The organism is Sporolactobacillus caesalpiniae (assembly GCF_040513385.1).
In the GTDB taxonomy this organism is placed as follows: Bacteria; Bacillota; Bacilli; order Bacillales; family Sporolactobacillaceae; genus Sporolactobacillus.
The window spans coordinates 207885-225153 of sequence record NZ_JBEVCB010000007.1 but is presented as its reverse complement, the minus strand read 5'-3'; the positions used below and the strand labels follow the sequence as shown (position 1 = coordinate 225153).

The window sequence follows — 17269 nt, the reverse complement described above, 5'->3', positions numbered from 1 at the left end:
TTTTTATAGCATGCATTTGGAGGCTGACGTATATGATTCGTTTTTCTGTTGTTCAAGTACCCATTGAAACGATTGATCCGCTCTATTTTGAGTTTATTTCGGAAGAGCGGCTGTCTGAAATGGTTCGACGGGTTCAGTTATCCTCTCCACTTGAACATGCCGTTTGGGTTGAGCGGAAAGAGAATCCAAACGGTTACTGGCTTGTCGATAACTATGCGGACTACATGGCGTATAAGCAATGCGGCTATTCATCTATTACCTGTTTGTGCCGTCCGCGGACATCTCAAGTTCGCCATATGTTGGAACTGTTACGGGACATGTATTCATGAGATGCAGAGACAGTATTCAAAGAAAAACGTCTGAATAATTGAAACCACAGTTTAAAAGTGGATAAGCAGATATTTTTACAAAAATGAAAGCGCATTCTAAAATGGGAACTGTGAGTAATTTTGCAGAAAACGAGAATAGGTTGGACTATTTTTTGCTCTGCAAAAATATAATGAATCCAGGGGAAAGTACCGCTCTGTTGCGATATAGGACTCCAGGTTCCATATGGGAGGTTTTGCGATTATGACAAAGGGTACAGCAGTCATTACAGGAGCAGGACAAGGAATTGGAAAGGGTATTGCAGCACGTTTGGCAAAGGATGGATTCGCAGTTGTTCTGAGCGATGTGAATGAAAAGGTATTGACGAGCACGATCAAAGAATTCGAAGATGCCGGCTACCAGGCGGCGGGATCTATTAGTGATGTAACAAAGCCTGAAGATCAGAAGGCACTCGTCCGTAAGGCGGTTGATACATTTGGAAGCGTTGACGTTTTTGTTAATAACGCCGGGGTTGCGCATGTCGGTCCGGTGATGGACTTAAAGGAGCAAAATTTGGACCTTCTGTTTAAGGTGAATGTATACGGCACGGTGTACGGGATGCAAGCAGCGGCCGATCAAATGAAAAATCAGGAGAACGGCGGAAAGATTATTAACGCTTGCAGTATTGCCGGACATCAGAGCTTCCCGATGATGGGGCTCTACTCAGCAACCAAATTTGCCGTGCGCGGCTTTACTCAGGCTGCAGCAAAGGAACTTGCCAAAGATCATATTACGGTCAATGCCTATTGTCCGGGAATCGTCGGCACCGGCATGTGGGACCGTATTGACGATGTCATGACGAACTATCAAGGGACCAAAAAAGGTGAAGCGTTCAAGAAGGCGATCGAGAGCATCTCACTGGGACGACCTGAAGAACCCGAAGACATTGCTAATTTCGTTTCGTTCCTGGCTTCGAGTGATTCCAACTACATCACCGGCCAGTCCGTGCTCGTTGACGGTGGGATTGTGTTTAACTGATGCATAGATTCTACGAAAATTGAAAGCGCTATAATAAAGATCAGCCCGCATCGGAAAGTTGGTGCGGGTTGATTATGCACATAAACGATAAAGATCATATCCGGTGTATCCAGTCCCGTAGCAGACACACAACTGACTCGGATTTCCTAATCGGCTCATTTGTTTACGAATCGCTTCTGTTTGATAATGAATCATCACGATGTACTTCTTCCTTCTTCGACAACCGCATCCGCTATTTTTGCCATAGAGACGTCTAAACCTATATATTTCTTGATATCAATCGTAGTGCGAGTTCCTTTTCGTAGGATGCTTCTGTATGGAAGGGAAGAAATTTAAGTGATAAAAAATGTTGCAGTTGGGATTTATTTAATATACAATAATCCTCATACAATTACTTTGATAATTAAATAGTCAGCTTCTTATCAAGAGTGGTGGAGGGACCGGCCCAATGAAACCCAACAACCAGCGCGTGAACGCATGGTGTTAATTCCTGCAGATCTATTCTGAAAGATAAGAGACCAATTGACTCAATTCATTGCGAGTTTAATAAAATTGTCTCCTTATCTCATGGGGACAATTTTTTTATTCTTCAATAAGATTAAGAGGTGGTGCAACGAGAAGATTTTTTACTCAAAGGCAAAATATGTGATCATTAAATCTTAGTTTACATATGGGATAAATAAAAATGAAGAAATGTTTCATAAACAAGAAAAATAATTCTGTATTTTCATCGGTATTAATTAGAGACAGATGGGACGATCGGCATGGACAAGGAGAAAGTGTATCGTGATTTAATACAACAAATGCGGGCCCTGTTTGATCAGGAATTTGATTTGGTTGCAAACATGAGTAATATGGTCTCTCTTATTTTTGAAAAGGTTCCCGGGCTAAACGGAACGACCTTTTACCGATGGAAGAATGATGAATTAATTCTTGGACCGTTTCAGGGCAGGGTTGCTTGCATGCATATTCCTCTTCAGAAAGGCGTGTGCGGTAAGGTAGCTTTTACGAAAAAGACGGAAATTGTCCCGGATGTTCATCAGTTTCCTGGTCATATTGCGTGTGATCAGCGTTCGAAATCAGAGATTGTCGTTCCTGTTTTTGAACCGGACAGTAATCGATTCTTTGGCGTTTTGGATTTAGACAGCCCATTAGTGAATCACTTTGATGCCGTAGATGCCAGGCATCTGGAACAGCTGGCACCATTGGTTTTTGGTATTCAGAAAGGGGATGAACGCTAATCATGGATCGTCGGAGGAGGTGCGGTTTTGGTTGATTTTAAGCCTTCCGAACGTGCTCGGAAGCTGCCTGTTAATTTTTTTGACCAGTTGGATAATAAATTGGCTGCTATTGAAAAGACAGGGGCACCGTTCATTAATTTATCCAAGGGGAATCCCGATCTGCCGACTCCGGAACACATTGTAGCTTCGTTAAAGTCGGCGGTGGATCAGCCGGAAAATCATGCTTATCCCCCGTTTCTCGGAAAAGAAAAGGTACGAGTGGCAATTGCTGATTTTTATAAAAAGGAGTATGGAGTCACATTGGATCCGGTCAATGAGATCGCTGTTTTCCATGGCGCGCATATCGGCATCACCGGGATCCCGCAAGCGCTGCTTAACCCGGACGATTACATGCTGATTACGGATCCTTGTTATCCGATCTATTATTCTTCGGCCATGCTCTCGCAGGCAAGAACCTATGCTATGCCGCTTGAGGAGTCAAATCGATATCTTCCTGATTATCGAAGCATTCCGGACGATGTGCTGCAAAACGCGCGGCTCCTTATGCTCAATTATCCGAACAATCCGACCGGTGCGCTGGCAACGAAGGATTTCTTTCGAAAAACGATTGATTTTGCCCGGACACATCGCATTCCGGTTGTTAATGACTTTGCCTATGCTTCACTTGGATTTGATCATAATAAGCCGCTGAGTCTGCTCCAAATTGAACAAGCAAAGAGCGTTGCGGTCGAAGTATATACTCTATCGAAAACATATAATATGGCAGGCTGGCGGTTCGGGTTTGCTGTGGGCAATGCTTCAGTTATAAAGGCATTGAATCACTTCCAAATGCATGCCTGCAGCACGGTGTTCGGTGCGGTTCAAGATGCCGCGGCATGCGCGCTGCAATCATCGCAAGAGTGTGCACGCGAGCTGGTTCACATCTATCAACGGAGGCGTGATGTGCTCATCGGTGGGTTAAGTCGAATCGGTTGGAATGTTGCTTCTCCGCCGGGCACATTTTTTGCCTGGCTAAAGGTACCTGCAGGATACAACAGTCAGTCTTTCTCGGATATGTTGTTTCGCGAAGCACACATTGTGACGGCTCCGGGGATTGGATTCGGGAATAATGGCAACGACTTTATAAGGATCAGTCTCGTACACAGTGAAGACGTGCTGGTGGAGGCGGTCAGACGAATTGACGCGTTGCACTTATTTTAATAGGTTGGGAGATTGAGAGTGTAGGATGATAAAGATAGATTTAACAGGTCAAAATGTATTCGTTACCGGAGGCGGTTCTGGGATCGGCAAGGGGATTGCCGACCTCTTTCTCGAAGCCGGTGCCGCGGTGGCTGTCGCTGATGTCGCTTTTGAACAAAAAGCGGAACGAAAATCCGGTCGTTTGGTGCATCTCAAATTGGATGTGACGGATAAGAAGGATGTCAACCAAGCGGTGAAGACAGCTGCCGATCTTCTGGGGGGACCAATAAATGTTGTCGTGAACAGCGCGGGCATCTCGACGATGGATTATGCTGTGGACATTAAGGAAGAAGATTGGGACCGCGTTATGGATGTCAACGCTAAAGGAACTTTTCTTGTATCACAAGCGGTTGCCCGTCAGATGAATGAGCATGGGATTGAAGGGAGGATCATTAATATTGCGTCACAGGCTGGCAAGAACGGCTACCGCTGCATGGGAAATTATTGTTCATCAAAGCATGCGGTACTCGGATTCACGAAGGTCATGGCAGTCGAGCTGGCACATCAACAGATTCTGGTCAATGCAATCTGTCCGGGCATTGTCGAAACAAGTATGAAGCATCGGGAGCGAATTGACGGTGCCAAGCTCAGAACTATGACACCGGAACAGATCTATCAGGAAGATTGCTCGCAAGTACCGCTGGGAAGAACGGCGCTTCCATCTGATGTGGCAAATGTTGCTCTGTTTTTGGCTAGTCCGCTTTCTTCCTATATGACTGGTCAAGCAATCAATGTAACTGGCGGTATGACCATGAATTAAAGACCGGCGTTATCATTTTGTTATTAAAGGAGTTCAAAGCAATGTCTTTTCACGTGGTTTCCAGAGTCGGACCGCAGCAGTATAGTTCTGAAGAAGGTGCCTATGATTATCTGCCGAAATTTCTCGAAGCATTGTCTGCCACGCGGATTCTAATTCTTCATGGCATCAAGTCATGGCAAAAGGCGGCACCGTATTTCCCAGATCTAGCTCAGGCAGGCTTTGATGTGTTCGACATGACGTTTGGCGGTGAATGTTCGCACAAAGAGATTGATCGAGTCATTGAAGAGATTCACAGGTTGGGGATTGATCTGGTCATTGGAATCGGCGGGGGAAAGGTCATCGATACGGCGAAAGCTGCAGCAGTTAAATCGGGTGGAATTCAACTTGTGATCCTGCCGACGATGGCAAGCAACTGTGCCGCATGGTCGGCACTCAGCGTTCTTTATAAGGATAACGGAATTTCGATTGGGCATGAACTCTATCCGAGACAGTCCAGCCTTGTTCTTATCGAGCCTAGAGTGATTTTGGATTCTCCTTTGGATTATTTTATCGCGGGAATTGCCGATACATTGGCGAAATGGTATGAGTCCGACAGCTTGCTGGCACGTGTCGGTACCAATCACCTCTCGCTCATGTATGCACGCGAGTCTGCCAAAATCTGCCGAGATATTCCTTTGAATCACGGCGCGCAGGCGGTCGAGGATATGAAGCAGGGCGTTTTATCGGACGCCTGGCAGCTTGTCATGGAAACGAACATTATCGCGGGTGGTTTGGTCGGCGGTTTTGGAGATGCCTATGGACGCGCGACTGCGGCGCATTCCATACATGATGCGCTCACTTATTTTCCAGAAACGGTGCATCTGCTGCATGGAGTAAAAGTGGCTTATGGCATTATGGTCCAGTTAGCGCTTGAAAAAAAGTGGGATGAAATTGGGCGCCTACTGCCGTTTTACCATCGTCTGAAGCTGCCGGCAAGTTTACAGGATTTGCATCTTAATAAACGTTCTGAGGAAGATATTCGTCAGTTAGCTGCTTATGCAGTCAGCCCGGATAAAACCATTCATTTGCTCCCTTTTAAAGTGACGGAGGATTCTGTTCTTGAAGCCATTACGCAGCTTGATAAGTATACGGCTGACTCTGCAGAAAGGAATAACTAGGTCTTAAAACCAAGTAATCCTACTAGAAAATATATAAAAGGAGGCGCTAACCGGTGACGTCGGAAATCATACGTACCGAACATGTAGTTAAAACCTTTACTGTTGATAAAAAGGCGCACTCTGTACTAAAAGATGTCAATCTCTCCATAGAAACGGGCGAGATCTTCGGTATCATCGGGTACAGCGGTGCCGGAAAATCAACGCTTGTCCGTTGCTTTAATGGGATCGAAAAAGCGACTGAAGGCAGTATCTTCTTTGAAGGGCAGAATATTGTCGGGTTAAAATCGCGGGAATTAAGAGCGATCCGTAGGAAAATCGGTATGATTTTTCAGCAATTCAATCTTATGCCGTCTCGAACTGTTTTTGGCAATATAGCGCTTCCTCTAAAACATAGTAGATTGTCAAAGCAGCAGATTAATAAACGGATTACCGAATTACTGGAACTTGTTGATCTGCCGGACAAACGAGATGCCTATCCCTCACAGCTGTCCGGTGGGCAGAAACAGCGGGTGGCCATTGCACGAGCCCTAGTAAACCATCCGAAAATACTTTTGTGCGATGAAGCGACAAGCGCTTTGGATCCGAAAACAACGAAATCGATCCTTTATCTCTTGAAAAAATTGAATAAGGAACTCGGCTTAACGATCGTGGTGATTACGCACGAAATGTCTGTGGTCAAGGAGATATGCCAGAAGGTCTCAGTCCTTGACAAGGGGAAGATCATTGAACATGGCGATGTTTATTCTGTCTTCTCTAATCCGCAGCAGGAGCTGACGCGGTCATTCATTGAAACAACATCTGCGCTTGGTAGTGTGAAGGCATTAATTGAAACGCAGTCTCCCGTTGTGCAGCTGCAGCCGGGACAATTGCTGCTTAAAATAAGCTATACGACAAGCAGCGTCTCAGAGCCGCTAATCTCCTATATTTCGAGAACGTTTCATGTTGACGCCAATATTGTGTTTGGCGACATTCAAATTTTGAGCGGCAATCCGCTCGGCGGACTCATTGTTATTTTGAGTGGTCAGAAGTCGGCTATTGATCGCGCGCTTGAGTATGTGAAACAAAGACATGTTGCTGTCGAGGTGTTGAATCATGGATAACGTGTTGCAATTCTTGCTTCCGAATGTTTCTCAAGTCATGGATGAATTTTATCTCTCAATCATTCAAACACTGCAAATGGTCTTTGTATCCGGACTGATTTCTTTTGTACTCAGCCTGATTATCGGCATTGTGCTCGTTTCTACAAGAAAGGGCGGTATCCTAGCGAATTCTTTTGTCTTTAACCTGTTTGATAAATTAATCAACCTGTTCCGTTCAATTCCATTCATTATTCTCATTGCGGCTCTGATTCCGCTTACCCGTTTGATTTCTGGAACTGCCGTCGGCGTACAGGGAACCCTTTTTCCGCTCATTGTCGGAATAACTCCTTTTTTCTCGAGACAGATTGAATCTGCTTTGAGCGAGGTGGATGACGGACTGATTGAATCAGGGATCGCTATGGGTTTATCGCCTTTTCAAATTATCGTTTCCGTCTACTTAAAAGAAGGCATTTCGTCTATCGTACGTGTGACGACAATCACGGTGATCAGTTTGATCGGACTTACTGCGATTGTCGGTGTTGTCGGAGGCGGCGGGATTGGTGATTTCGCCATTCGTTACGGCTATCAGCAAAATCAGCTAGATGCAACGTATGTGTCCATTATTGTTTTACTCGTTTTTGTCAGCATCGTTCAGATACTAGGCACATTTATTTCAAAAAAAACCACACATTAGGAGGCGTTTCTCATGAAAAAGATTACTAAATTCAGCAGTTTTATCCTCATTCTCAGTTTTGTCCTGGTTCTTGCGGCTTGCGGTTCATCTTCGTCGGGTGCTAACTCAAATAAAGTCAAAGAAGTGAAGGTGGGGGTTGTCGGAAACAGTGATGATCCGATCTGGGAGCAGGTTAATAAGAATTTGAAGAAGGACAACATCCAGGTTAAGCTGGTCAAGTTCACTGACGGTATCATTGCCAATCAATCTGAGTCTAATAAAGAACTGGATTTAACTGCATTCCAGCATCATGCATTCTTAAATCAGGAAATAAAACAAAAAGGTTATAAATTTACCGTCATCGGTGAGTCGTATATTGTTCCTTTAAATGTCTATTCAAAAAAGATTAAAAGTCTCAAACAAATTAAAAGCGGAGATAAAATTGCGATTCCGAACAATGTCACCAATGCCGGCCGCGCCCTTAAGGTTCTGGAGAGTGCGGGACTGATCAAGCTTGATCCAAGTAAAGGGTACTCACCTGCTGTGAAGGATATTACGGAAAACAAAAAGAATGTGAAGATTGTTGAAGTAGATCCGGCCAAAATTCCTAGTCTGCTTCCGGACTTTGCGGCGGGCATAACAAACAGTAACTTTATTATTGATAATAAAATGAATCCTGTCACCGACTCTATTTATCGCATTAAACCTGATCTGAATGATCCGAACAATAAACCATGGATTAACGTCATTGTTGCGCGTACAGCTGACAAGAATAACAACACATATAAGAAAGTGGTCGATGCTTATCATACGGCATCGGTCGCAAATAAAATTAAGAAGCTTTACAATGGGGTTTATGTCCCAGCGTTTAAGTATTAAAAGAAACATAACCTTCTTTTATCATGCAATAAATAGTATGCTACTGATAAAATGGTAAGGAGTCATCACGAAACTACAAAAAGCGAGGCGATTGTGATTATGGCAAAGGTTGAAAGCTTTACACTTGATCATACGAAAGTCAAGGCCCCATATGTCCGATTAATTGCGACACAAAAAGGACCAAAGGGCGATGTAATTCAAAATTATGATTTGCGGTTTGTACAGCCAAATGAAAATGCGATTCCGACAGCAGGGCTGCATACGATTGAACACATGCTGGCAAGTCTGCTGCGTGATCGGCTGGAAGGTGTGATTGACTGCTCGCCGTTCGGTTGCCGCACGGGATTTCATTTGATTCTTTGGGGAGAACATGATCCGATTGACGTTGCCAAAGCGCTGAAGGGTTCTCTTGAATTTATCGCGAATGAATCTACTTGGGATGACGTTCAAGGAACAACGATTGAAAGTTGCGGCAATTACCGTGATCACTCACTCTTCTCAGCTAAAGAATGGGCGAAAAAGGTTGTCGATGAAGGTATCAGCTCTGACCCATTCGAACGCAAAGTGGTTAAGGAATCCTTGTAATTGCAGGTGGAAGCAGCAAATTGTGTGAGTGGAGGTCATCCAAGCGTAGTTTGTGATGCTGCCGTATAAATCTCAATACCTAGGATAAAAAAGAAGCGAAGTGATCTGAGCCTATTGTTCTAGCGGGCTTGGATCGCTTCTTTGTGTTGAAGGGAAAGCGATTAAACAGATGAAAACAATGTCATCGATCACAAGCCGCCCTAGGATTGAACGAGAGAAAACGCCTACACTTTGTTACCGTCTACAGATTCGTCGGAACGAGGATCGTTTTGAGCAATACAACACTTTTCTGCTTTATCTAAAAATTTAGCATATTATCCCAACACGCCAATACTTTATATAAAACGGGATTTGTCATCAATGGGCAATCGTTTAGTCCCATTCGTGGGGGGATTACGCATGAAATTCGAGGATTATCAGCCTTATTTAAGTCCTGCGCTTGCCAAGGCGACGGATCTGATTGCAGTCAGTGGCAAGGGATGCTATTTGACTGACAGTAAGGGTGATCGGTATCTGGATTTTGTTCAGGGGATTGCAGTCAATGCATTGGGCCACTGCCATCCGAAGGTTGTTGAGGCCATAAAAACGCAGACAGAAAAGCTGATTACGGCATCGTTTAATGTGGTCAATTATCCGACGACGCTTGAACTTGCGAAACGGATGGCCGAGGTGACGCCGGGTGCGTTGAACTCGGTATTTTTCTCCAATGGAGGAGCGGAAGCAATCGATGGTGCGTTGAAGCTGGCGAAGGCCTATACAAAAAGACCGGCGATTATTGCGTTCCAAGGCTCTTTTCATGGACGGTCGTTCGGAGCGCTATCTGTAACCGGCTCGAACGCATACTATCGCAAGTATTATGAGCCTATGGTCGGTTCGGTTTACTTTACGGCATATCCTTCGACGGATTTATGTCCTAAGGGTTTCAATGCGGAGCAAAGAACAGAGTATTGCTTGAATGAGCTTGACCGGCTTTTTCAGAATCTCGTGGCGCCTGATCAGGTAGCCGCGATTATTATGGAGCCTGTTCAAGGGGAAGGTGGTTATGTTGTTCCTTCGAAGGCATTCGTACAGGGAATTCGCGAACGCTGCGATCAGTACGGTATTCTGCTGATTTTGGATGAAATTCAATCTGGTTACGGACGAACAGGGAAAATGTTTGCCAGTGAACATTTTGGTGTGGTGCCGGATATTATGACGGTAGGAAAAGCGATTGCCGGCGGTCTGCCGATGAGTGCGGTCATTTCAACGCAAGTGATTATGGCTGAATGGCGATCGGGCATGCATGGCACCACTTTTGGCGGCAATCCGATTTGTGCGGCTGCGGCTTTGGCAGTATTGGATGAATTCAAACAATCGTATCTGCTGGAGCACGTGAATGAGGAAGGCGTGTACTTAAGAAACAGATTAGTTCGGCTGCAGAAGAAATATAGCTGCATTTCCGATGTTCGTGGACTGGGCCTAATGCTGGCAATTGAATTCTCCCATCCGGATGGCAGTCCGGCCGGAGATCTATTGGAAGCCGTCAGAGCAGCTTGTCTGAAAAATAGATTACTGACTCTTTCATGTGGTGTACACCATAATGGCATGCGATTTGCTACGCCGCTTAATGTGACCAACGATGAGATTGATCAGGGCATCACGATTATCGAATCTGTTCTAGATCAACTTTACGCTCAATGAGAAAGGAACTGAGGTTATGGCAAAAAAGAAAGTCCTTTACTATAACATCGACGATACCTTGGATTATGAACATAATTTGTTACGTGAGTGGGGGATTGAGGATCTAGAATTGATTGAAATCAAAGATTATGACAGCGTACAGTCGTTTGCTCACTATGCGAAAGAGGCAGATGGGGTTGTTGTCGAATATCAGCAAATTACCCGGGAAATTATGGAGCAATTGCCGAATTTGAAAATAATTGCACTTCAAGCGATCGGTGTCGATAACGTGGATGTCGAAGCAGCGACTAATTTTGGCGTGTGTGTGACCAACTGCCCGGGTTTTTGTTCGGAGGAAGTGGCGCTTCATACGATTGGGCTGATGATTGATCTGACCCGGAAAATCACACTACTCGATCGGTTGGTGCGACAGGGAAAATGGGATCCGTTATATGGCTATAAGACACACCGGCTGACAGGCAAAACTGTTGGACTCTATTTCTTCGGAAGCATTCCCAAAGCGATGATACCGATGCTTCACGCGCTGAAGGTGAAGATCCTTGCCTATGCTCCGACAAAAACAGGGGCCTTCTTAAGAGAATACGGCGTCTATAAAGCCGAAACATTTGAGGAGTTACTGATGCAATCCGATATTCTGTCGCTGCACTGTCCGCTTCTGGAATCGACCACACATCTCATTTCCGAACGAGAATTGAAGCTGATGAAAAAGGATGCCTTTCTGGTTAACACCGCGCGCGGTAAGGTCGTTGATGAGGCGGCACTGGCAAAAGCATTAAAAACAGGAGAAATCAAAGCCGCAGCGGTTGATGTCATTGAAGATGAAGCGACGGAAAACAGTCCGTTATTTGCTTTAGAAAATACGATCATTACCCCGCACTCAGCCTTTGTCTCCGAAGATTCCTTTTATGATGCACGGAAGACTACCTTGGAACAACTCGTACAGCGATTGAGCAAAAATGAAAAACCGGCTAATTTAGTGAATCGGGATGACAAGATTCAATAGGAATCATTAGCACTATAAATTCCGGCAAGGTGTGGTAGACAAATGAGCGATATTTACCGAAAAGTCCAATTCCAGCTAACTCGCTGAGTACGGAGCTAACCTGTTGAATAAATCGGCTAACCTGTTGAATACGGAGCTAACCTGCTAAATAAACTGCTAACCTGTTGAATACGGAGATAACCTGCTAAATAAACTGCTGACCTGCTGAATACGGAGCTAACCTGCTAAATGAATCGCTAACCTGTTGAATACTCAGCTAACCTGCTAAATAAATCGCTAAACCTGTTGAATACTCAGCTAACCTGCTAAATAAATCGCTAACCTGTTGAATACGGAGCTAACCTGTTGAATAATCGTCTAACCTGCTAAATAAATCGCTAACCTGTTGAATAATCGTCTAACCTGCTAAATAAATCGCTAACCTGCTGAATACTCAGTTAACCTGCTGAAAAATCAATTTAGCAAAATCTGATCTTACCATTGTTCATTTTGTGCAGGAGATATCTCTAAACAAGTCGAATTTAATCATTGAAATGAAAATTAGAAAGGAAGTCGATGTATGTTTCTTAAGCCTGTAGAATTACCATTCTATATTGAACAATATCAAGCTTATGTACGGAGATTGCCCCCTAGTAAACTTAGAAATGATCTCGAGGCGCAATACAAAAAATATTGGACCGGATTCAAAGGCGAAAAATTATTAGAACCCATACTTGCATCGCTCCCTGATAAAGATTATCTTACAATTCACGATCTCCGTTTATTCAATGGCGTCCACTATTTTCAAATTGATTATCTAGTCCTCACGGCAAAATTCATTTTAATACTGGAAGTCAAAAATATTGCAGGAACATTGACACTTGATTTTCTATCGCACAGTCTTACGCGAACGCTCAACAATAAACGAGAAGTATTTCAAGATCCAACGGTTCAGTCAGAAATGCTAAGCCGACAACTACAAGATTGGCTTGCAGAACACTGCGACTACCTTCCTGAGATTCCGGTTGAAGATTTAGTTGTTTTCGCTAGTCCGGCCACCTTTATCCGATTTTTAAATGCGAATAATCATAAGGAACAAAAAGTGATCCGTAGTTCGCAAATGAAGAAAAAAGTTGCAGCTATCAATAGTAGAATGACTACAAGAATTATTTCATCAAAGATGCTCAGATCCGTTTCAGAAGAGCTTTTGAAGAACCATCATCCCAAAACACTGGATCTTATTGGTGATGGGTCTGTGAGCGTTGAAGAATTAATCAAAGGTGTGCAATGTCCCTATTGTGAATGCATTCCGATGATTCGACTTCACCGAAATTGGAAGTGTCCAAGCTGTCAGCAAACATCACCCAAAGCTTACCTTCGTGCGCTTCGTGATTATCGACTATTAATGGGTTCAAAAATTACAACTCAGGATTGTAAAGAATTTCTGCAACTAGCCTCCTCCTCAACCTCAAAATATCTACTTCAAACAACTCACCCAAACCATTCTGGTAATACAAGAGCGAGAATGTATTATTTATCAAGTTCAGAAAGAAGGAAATAAAGAATTATTTCGAGTAATGGAACAATAGTGTTTTGAAAAGATATAAAAATAGTAAATCGCTACTATCTGTTGCTTTATTCTGATTTATCAGACGAATTTGTGGTTTGTCACATTGTTTCCTAGAAAACTGAGTTCGACAAGGAGGAAATAATTGTGGTCAATCAAGGTTCTCATGTTATCGAAATTGATGGAGGGTTTCATGTTTGGACGCGTAAGGTGGGTGAAAGCCCGATAAAAGTACTGCTTATGCACGGTGGTCCCGGCATGACACACGACTATCTCGAACCCTTTGAGGATGTGCTCCCTAGGAATTGAAATTATTTTTACGACCAGTTGGGGTCTTATTTTTCTGATCAGCCGGATGATGCCGGTCTATGGACTATTGTGCATTTTTGCAAGAAAATTGAATCCGTTCGTACAAAGCTGGATCTGGATCAGTTCTATTTGCTCAGCTATTCTTAAATTCATTGATGACGTGGAGAAGAAGAAGGAAATTTAAAAGTAATTGATCAGTTATATGGCCGGATCTGACTATCTAAATTGAGATTAGGGTTCTGATTTCTTTCGCTCTACTCTAGTTTGAAGGATGATTCGTATTTCTCTTTTTCATGAATAATCTTGCTATCTTCACTATTTTCCTTTAGTTTATAAGTATCATTCTAGTTATTGAGAAGGGGAAAAATGTCAAACTCAAAGATATGCATTAATGATTGTACGTCGGTATCAATTATTCCGGATTTCCTCAACTTTCTGGATTATATCGGATCACATCAGGTAAAGCTGACAAGCAGGGGCGCGATGCAGCGGAAGGATTTGATAGCTGCTTACGGGTTCGTGCAGGATCCAAAGCCGGAGATTCCGGTAACAGCGAATCAATTGGATTATCCGGCTCTGCATTTGTTCTTTCAGCTTGCAAATGGACTGGGATTACTACGCAAAATGAGTCAAGGATCGGCAAGATATCTTGTGCTTCAAAAGAAAAATGCGGATGAATTTAAACAAAAATCAACGGAAGAACAGTATGTATTGCTGCTTAAGACGTTTTGGATTGATGTCGATTGGGATGAGACGCAAGGCGGGAAGCATCATCGTGGACCGGATAATATTGATTTTTTGTTTCAAGAGTTGACCACCTATCCTGCAGGTGAAAAAATAAATGTGAATGCGCATTCGGATAGTAAAGAGATGCTTGTGCAATTTGGATTTTATCTCTATTATTTCGAGTTCTTTGGGCTGTGGTCTTTTGAACGCGATGTTGAGAAAGAACAGACACAATCTTTGCTAAGAATATGTCCGCGAAACATTACATTGACGTCACTTTTTAAAAGATTGGCGCTTCCTCTAGAAGAGACGTGGGTTTATGCCTCATATGATGACACCCCATCTTTTTTAGATCCACTTTTTACGAACAGCGAGCGCAACGAGCCGGATGAAGATTATGAGGAAAAGAGGGTCACCGAAGAACAATTTTATGCAAAAATTGTTCCACTGTTTGCAGGCAACCTAAATCTTGATTTAGGTGAAAAGGTGAAACCTGATGATCAGAAGGTTTCAGCGTATGTATTTAAAGTCCGACTTCGACCGTCATGCTGGCGCAAGATTCAACTATCCGGATCTTGCACGATGGAGCAACTTCACATGGTGATTCAAAGTGCCTTTGATTTTGATAATGATCATTTGTATGCGTTTTTTATGGATGGCAGGAAGTATGGAAGGAATGGGATCTATGCTCCGATGGACAATCAGGGACCGCATACGCCTCAGGTAACCATTGATAGCTTGCATCTTTATGAGGGACAATCCTTTATGTATCTTTTTGATTATGGTGATGAATGGACGTTCGCCATAGACGTCGTGAAAATTGTCCCTGGTGAAACGTGTGACGCTCTGGTTTGTGAGTCTAAAGGTCAGGCTCCTGATCAGTATGCGTGGTGATACATTATCGAATAGGGGATTCCAATATTGCTATCACTAATAATCTGTTAAACTGAAAACACAAGGTTTGTATTTCATGGATGGTGATACATTTGGAGCAATACCTATTTAAAATGGATCGTGAATTGTTTGATCTTAATGTTATGGAAATGGACAAGGTACTCAGCGATTTTTATAAAAAAACAGGTGTGAAATCGGATGAGTCCTTTGAGATGGTTAATGATCAGGGCACATTAAGGAAATTCAAGATAAATTGGGAAGATGGGACGCTGCAGGGACGCGGAATTAAGGGCTTTTTTTCTCCTTATGACGCGGCCTATTTATTCATTTCTCAGACAACAGACGGCGTGATTCGGGTTTCTTCGCCGCTTTATGAGACTTTGCCACAGGAGAATGATCGCGATTCGTTGAACGAAGCGGATGGAACAACATTGGCGGCAATAAAGGGGTTTCGAGGAGATCCGGAAATTTGGTTCCAATTTTATCAGGAGGCACAGGCATTTCTCGTTGGTGCGAACGATAATCAATTGGTTTGTCTGCCCTACATCAATGAGATCCGAACGTTTGATTACCAGACGCGCACAGTGGAATCGATTCTTCACCGATTTAAAGGCAGAGTTATGCTAAGTGACGAAGTTGGCCTTGGGAAAACGATTGAAGCGGGTATGGCTATGCTTGAATACATCATGCGCGGGCTGGTAAAAAAAGTGCTGATTCTCACGCCGCCTTCACTTGTCCAACAGTGGGAAAATGAAATGAAACGTAAATTCAATCAAGATTTTATTAAAGCAGACGATCCGAATTTTAAGAAGATGGGCGTGCAAGCATGGTCTCATTACAAGAAAATCATCGCTTCGCTGTCTACCGCGAAAAGGCAGCCACACAGACAAGCGATAGCTAACGAGCATTATGATCTGGTTATCGTTGACGAGGCGCATCATTTGCGAAACCGCAAAACGCAGGCTTGGAGCTTCGTGAATGCGATCAATAAAAAGTATATTTTTCTGCTCACCGCAACGCCGGTTCAGAATCATTTGGAAGAATTGTATAATCTGATTACACTGTTAAAACCAGGCCAATTAAGGACTTATCGATATTTCAAACGTAATTTCATTGACAGCAAGGATGGCATTGAAGTGAAAAATTCGGACAGGTTGAAGGATTTACTATCCGACGTGATGATACGTAACAAGCGAAGTAATGTCGATGTGCGGTTCACGAAAAGGAAGGCGTACACGGCCACTGTTGAACTGCCCCATGCACAGCATGAATTGTATGATGATCTCAGTACGTTTATTCGCAATAAATATCGGGAACAGTCTCCCTCGATCAGTCGATTCCAGCTAAAAAATCTTCAGGAACAGATGGGCAGTGCCTTTACATCGATGTTGCCGACTCTTGAACGGCTTGCTGAAAATCCAAAACTGTCTGTATTCGATCGAAAGGCACTTGCTAAATTTGTAGAAAGAGCGCGAATGATTATGGCTGAAGAAGACAATCAAAATCCGAAGATTCAACAGTTATTGGAAATACTCAGCCGGTTTGGCGATAAAATGATTGTTTTTACAAAATATAAAACTACACAGATTTTTCTAACGCGCTTATTGAAAAAGCATGGACTTAAAGTCGCAGAATTTCATGGAGGACTTAGGCGTATGGAAAAGGAAGAACAGGTGGCTTTCTTTAAAGAACAGGCGGATGTGCTTGTCAGCACGGAAGTCGGCGGCGAGGGGCGAAACTTGCAATTCTGTCACGGGATGATTAATTATGATCTACCTTGGAATCCGATGGCCATTGAACAGCGTATCGGAAGAATCCACCGCATTGGACAAACGAGGGATGTATTTGTTTATAACCTGGTCGCAAAGGACACAATTGAACACTATATTTTGGATTTGCTCGATCGGAAAATCAATATGTTTGAACTTGTTGTCGGTGAAGTGGATGCTATTCTCGGCGACATTGAAAGCGAGGAGGTTTTCTCTGACCTGATGATGGAGAATTGGGTCAAGGCAGATACCAAAGAAGATATAGAAAAAGGCATGGAAAAGATAGGTGACCGACTTTTTGAAAACAAGCAACAACTTTTAAAACAGAAGGAATTGGATGATCGTCTCTTTTAAACTAATTCCATCAAGTAGATGAAGTGGGTCG

16 protein-coding genes and 1 riboswitch are annotated in these 17269 nt (G+C 43.4%); all 16 genes read left to right on the top strand.

Annotation, left to right across the window (positions count from 1 at the left end):
- Positions 1 to 32: 32 nt before the first annotated feature.
- Positions 33 to 329, top strand: coding sequence for a hypothetical protein (locus ABWW58_RS15280; protein ID WP_353869927.1), 297 nt, complete (start codon positions 33 to 35; stop codon positions 327 to 329).
- A 241-nt stretch (positions 330 to 570) separates the two neighbouring features.
- Positions 571 to 1344, top strand: a complete 774-nt coding sequence (locus ABWW58_RS15275) for an acetoin reductase (protein WP_353869926.1) — start codon at positions 571 to 573, stop codon at positions 1342 to 1344.
- 416 nt (positions 1345 to 1760) lie between these two features.
- Positions 1761 to 1861: riboswitch (SAM riboswitch) on the top strand.
- A gap of 247 nt (positions 1862 to 2108) precedes the next feature.
- Positions 2109 to 2585 (top strand): free L-methionine (R)-S-oxide reductase MsrC, encoded by a 477-nt coding sequence (gene msrC, locus ABWW58_RS15270; RefSeq protein ID WP_353869925.1) that lies wholly within the window; start codon positions 2109 to 2111, stop codon positions 2583 to 2585.
- Between the two features lie 27 nt (positions 2586 to 2612).
- Positions 2613 to 3785: an aminotransferase class I/II-fold pyridoxal phosphate-dependent enzyme gene (locus ABWW58_RS15265; protein ID WP_353869924.1), complete on the top strand. Its 1173-nt coding sequence runs from the start codon at positions 2613 to 2615 to the stop codon at positions 3783 to 3785.
- 25 nt (positions 3786 to 3810) lie between these two features.
- Positions 3811 to 4584, top strand: a complete 774-nt coding sequence (locus ABWW58_RS15260; protein ID WP_353869923.1) for an SDR family NAD(P)-dependent oxidoreductase — start codon at positions 3811 to 3813, stop codon at positions 4582 to 4584.
- A 41-nt stretch (positions 4585 to 4625) separates the two neighbouring features.
- Positions 4626 to 5741 carry an iron-containing alcohol dehydrogenase family protein gene (locus ABWW58_RS15255; RefSeq protein ID WP_353869922.1) on the top strand — a complete coding sequence of 372 codons (1116 nt, stop codon included), beginning with the start codon at positions 4626 to 4628 and terminating at the stop codon, positions 5739 to 5741.
- 53 nt (positions 5742 to 5794) lie between these two features.
- A complete protein-coding gene (locus ABWW58_RS15250) occupies positions 5795 to 6841 on the top strand; it encodes a methionine ABC transporter ATP-binding protein (RefSeq protein ID WP_445783445.1) in 1047 nt (348 codons plus the stop codon).
- Positions 6834 to 7514: a methionine ABC transporter permease gene (locus tag ABWW58_RS15245; protein ID WP_353869921.1), complete on the top strand. Its 681-nt coding sequence runs from the start codon at positions 6834 to 6836 to the stop codon at positions 7512 to 7514. The genes ABWW58_RS15250 and ABWW58_RS15245 overlap by 8 nt, the downstream gene beginning before the upstream one ends.
- 12 nt (positions 7515 to 7526) lie before the next feature.
- Complete coding sequence (locus tag ABWW58_RS15240) at positions 7527 to 8372, top strand: MetQ/NlpA family ABC transporter substrate-binding protein (protein WP_093674031.1); 846 nt, start codon at positions 7527 to 7529, stop codon at positions 8370 to 8372.
- Between the two features lie 99 nt (positions 8373 to 8471).
- A complete protein-coding gene (locus ABWW58_RS15235; protein ID WP_093674051.1) occupies positions 8472 to 8957 on the top strand; it encodes an S-ribosylhomocysteine lyase in 486 nt (161 codons plus the stop codon).
- A 399-nt stretch (positions 8958 to 9356) separates the two neighbouring features.
- On the top strand, positions 9357 to 10637 hold the full coding sequence (locus ABWW58_RS15230) for an aspartate aminotransferase family protein (protein ID WP_353869920.1): 1281 nt from the start codon (positions 9357 to 9359) through the stop codon (positions 10635 to 10637).
- A gap of 16 nt (positions 10638 to 10653) precedes the next feature.
- On the top strand, positions 10654 to 11640 hold the full coding sequence (locus tag ABWW58_RS15225; RefSeq protein ID WP_353869919.1) for a C-terminal binding protein: 987 nt from the start codon (positions 10654 to 10656) through the stop codon (positions 11638 to 11640).
- A gap of 559 nt (positions 11641 to 12199) precedes the next feature.
- Complete coding sequence (locus ABWW58_RS15220; protein ID WP_353869918.1) at positions 12200 to 13180, top strand: nuclease-related domain-containing protein; 981 nt, start codon at positions 12200 to 12202, stop codon at positions 13178 to 13180.
- Between the two features lie 153 nt (positions 13181 to 13333).
- Positions 13334 to 13495, top strand: a complete 162-nt coding sequence (locus ABWW58_RS15215; RefSeq protein ID WP_353869917.1) for a hypothetical protein — start codon at positions 13334 to 13336, stop codon at positions 13493 to 13495.
- Positions 13496 to 13861: 366 nt separating this feature from the next.
- On the top strand, positions 13862 to 15115 hold the full coding sequence (locus tag ABWW58_RS15210) for a plasmid pRiA4b ORF-3 family protein (RefSeq protein WP_353869916.1): 1254 nt from the start codon (positions 13862 to 13864) through the stop codon (positions 15113 to 15115).
- Between the two features lie 83 nt (positions 15116 to 15198).
- Complete coding sequence (locus tag ABWW58_RS15205) at positions 15199 to 17238, top strand: DEAD/DEAH box helicase (RefSeq protein ID WP_353870021.1); 2040 nt, start codon at positions 15199 to 15201, stop codon at positions 17236 to 17238.
- The last annotated feature ends 31 nt before the right edge of the window (positions 17239 to 17269 follow it).

Coding starts and splice junctions, on each gene's coding strand:
- ABWW58_RS15275 (WP_353869926.1), top strand. CDS start 571: ATGACAAAGGGTACAGCAGTCATTACAGGAGCAGGACAAGGAATTGGA.
- ABWW58_RS15240 (WP_093674031.1), top strand. CDS start 7,527: ATGAAAAAGATTACTAAATTCAGCAGTTTTATCCTCATTCTCAGTTTT.
- ABWW58_RS15245 (WP_353869921.1), top strand. CDS start 6,834: ATGGATAACGTGTTGCAATTCTTGCTTCCGAATGTTTCTCAAGTCATG.
- ABWW58_RS15260 (WP_353869923.1), top strand. CDS start 3,811: ATGATAAAGATAGATTTAACAGGTCAAAATGTATTCGTTACCGGAGGC.
- msrC (WP_353869925.1), top strand. CDS start 2,109: ATGGACAAGGAGAAAGTGTATCGTGATTTAATACAACAAATGCGGGCC.
- ABWW58_RS15230 (WP_353869920.1), top strand. CDS start 9,357: ATGAAATTCGAGGATTATCAGCCTTATTTAAGTCCTGCGCTTGCCAAG.
- ABWW58_RS15280 (WP_353869927.1), top strand. CDS start 33: ATGATTCGTTTTTCTGTTGTTCAAGTACCCATTGAAACGATTGATCCG.
- ABWW58_RS15220 (WP_353869918.1), top strand. CDS start 12,200: ATGTTTCTTAAGCCTGTAGAATTACCATTCTATATTGAACAATATCAA.
- ABWW58_RS15210 (WP_353869916.1), top strand. CDS start 13,862: ATGTCAAACTCAAAGATATGCATTAATGATTGTACGTCGGTATCAATT.
- ABWW58_RS15255 (WP_353869922.1), top strand. CDS start 4,626: ATGTCTTTTCACGTGGTTTCCAGAGTCGGACCGCAGCAGTATAGTTCT.
- ABWW58_RS15225 (WP_353869919.1), top strand. CDS start 10,654: ATGGCAAAAAAGAAAGTCCTTTACTATAACATCGACGATACCTTGGAT.
- ABWW58_RS15235 (WP_093674051.1), top strand. CDS start 8,472: ATGGCAAAGGTTGAAAGCTTTACACTTGATCATACGAAAGTCAAGGCC.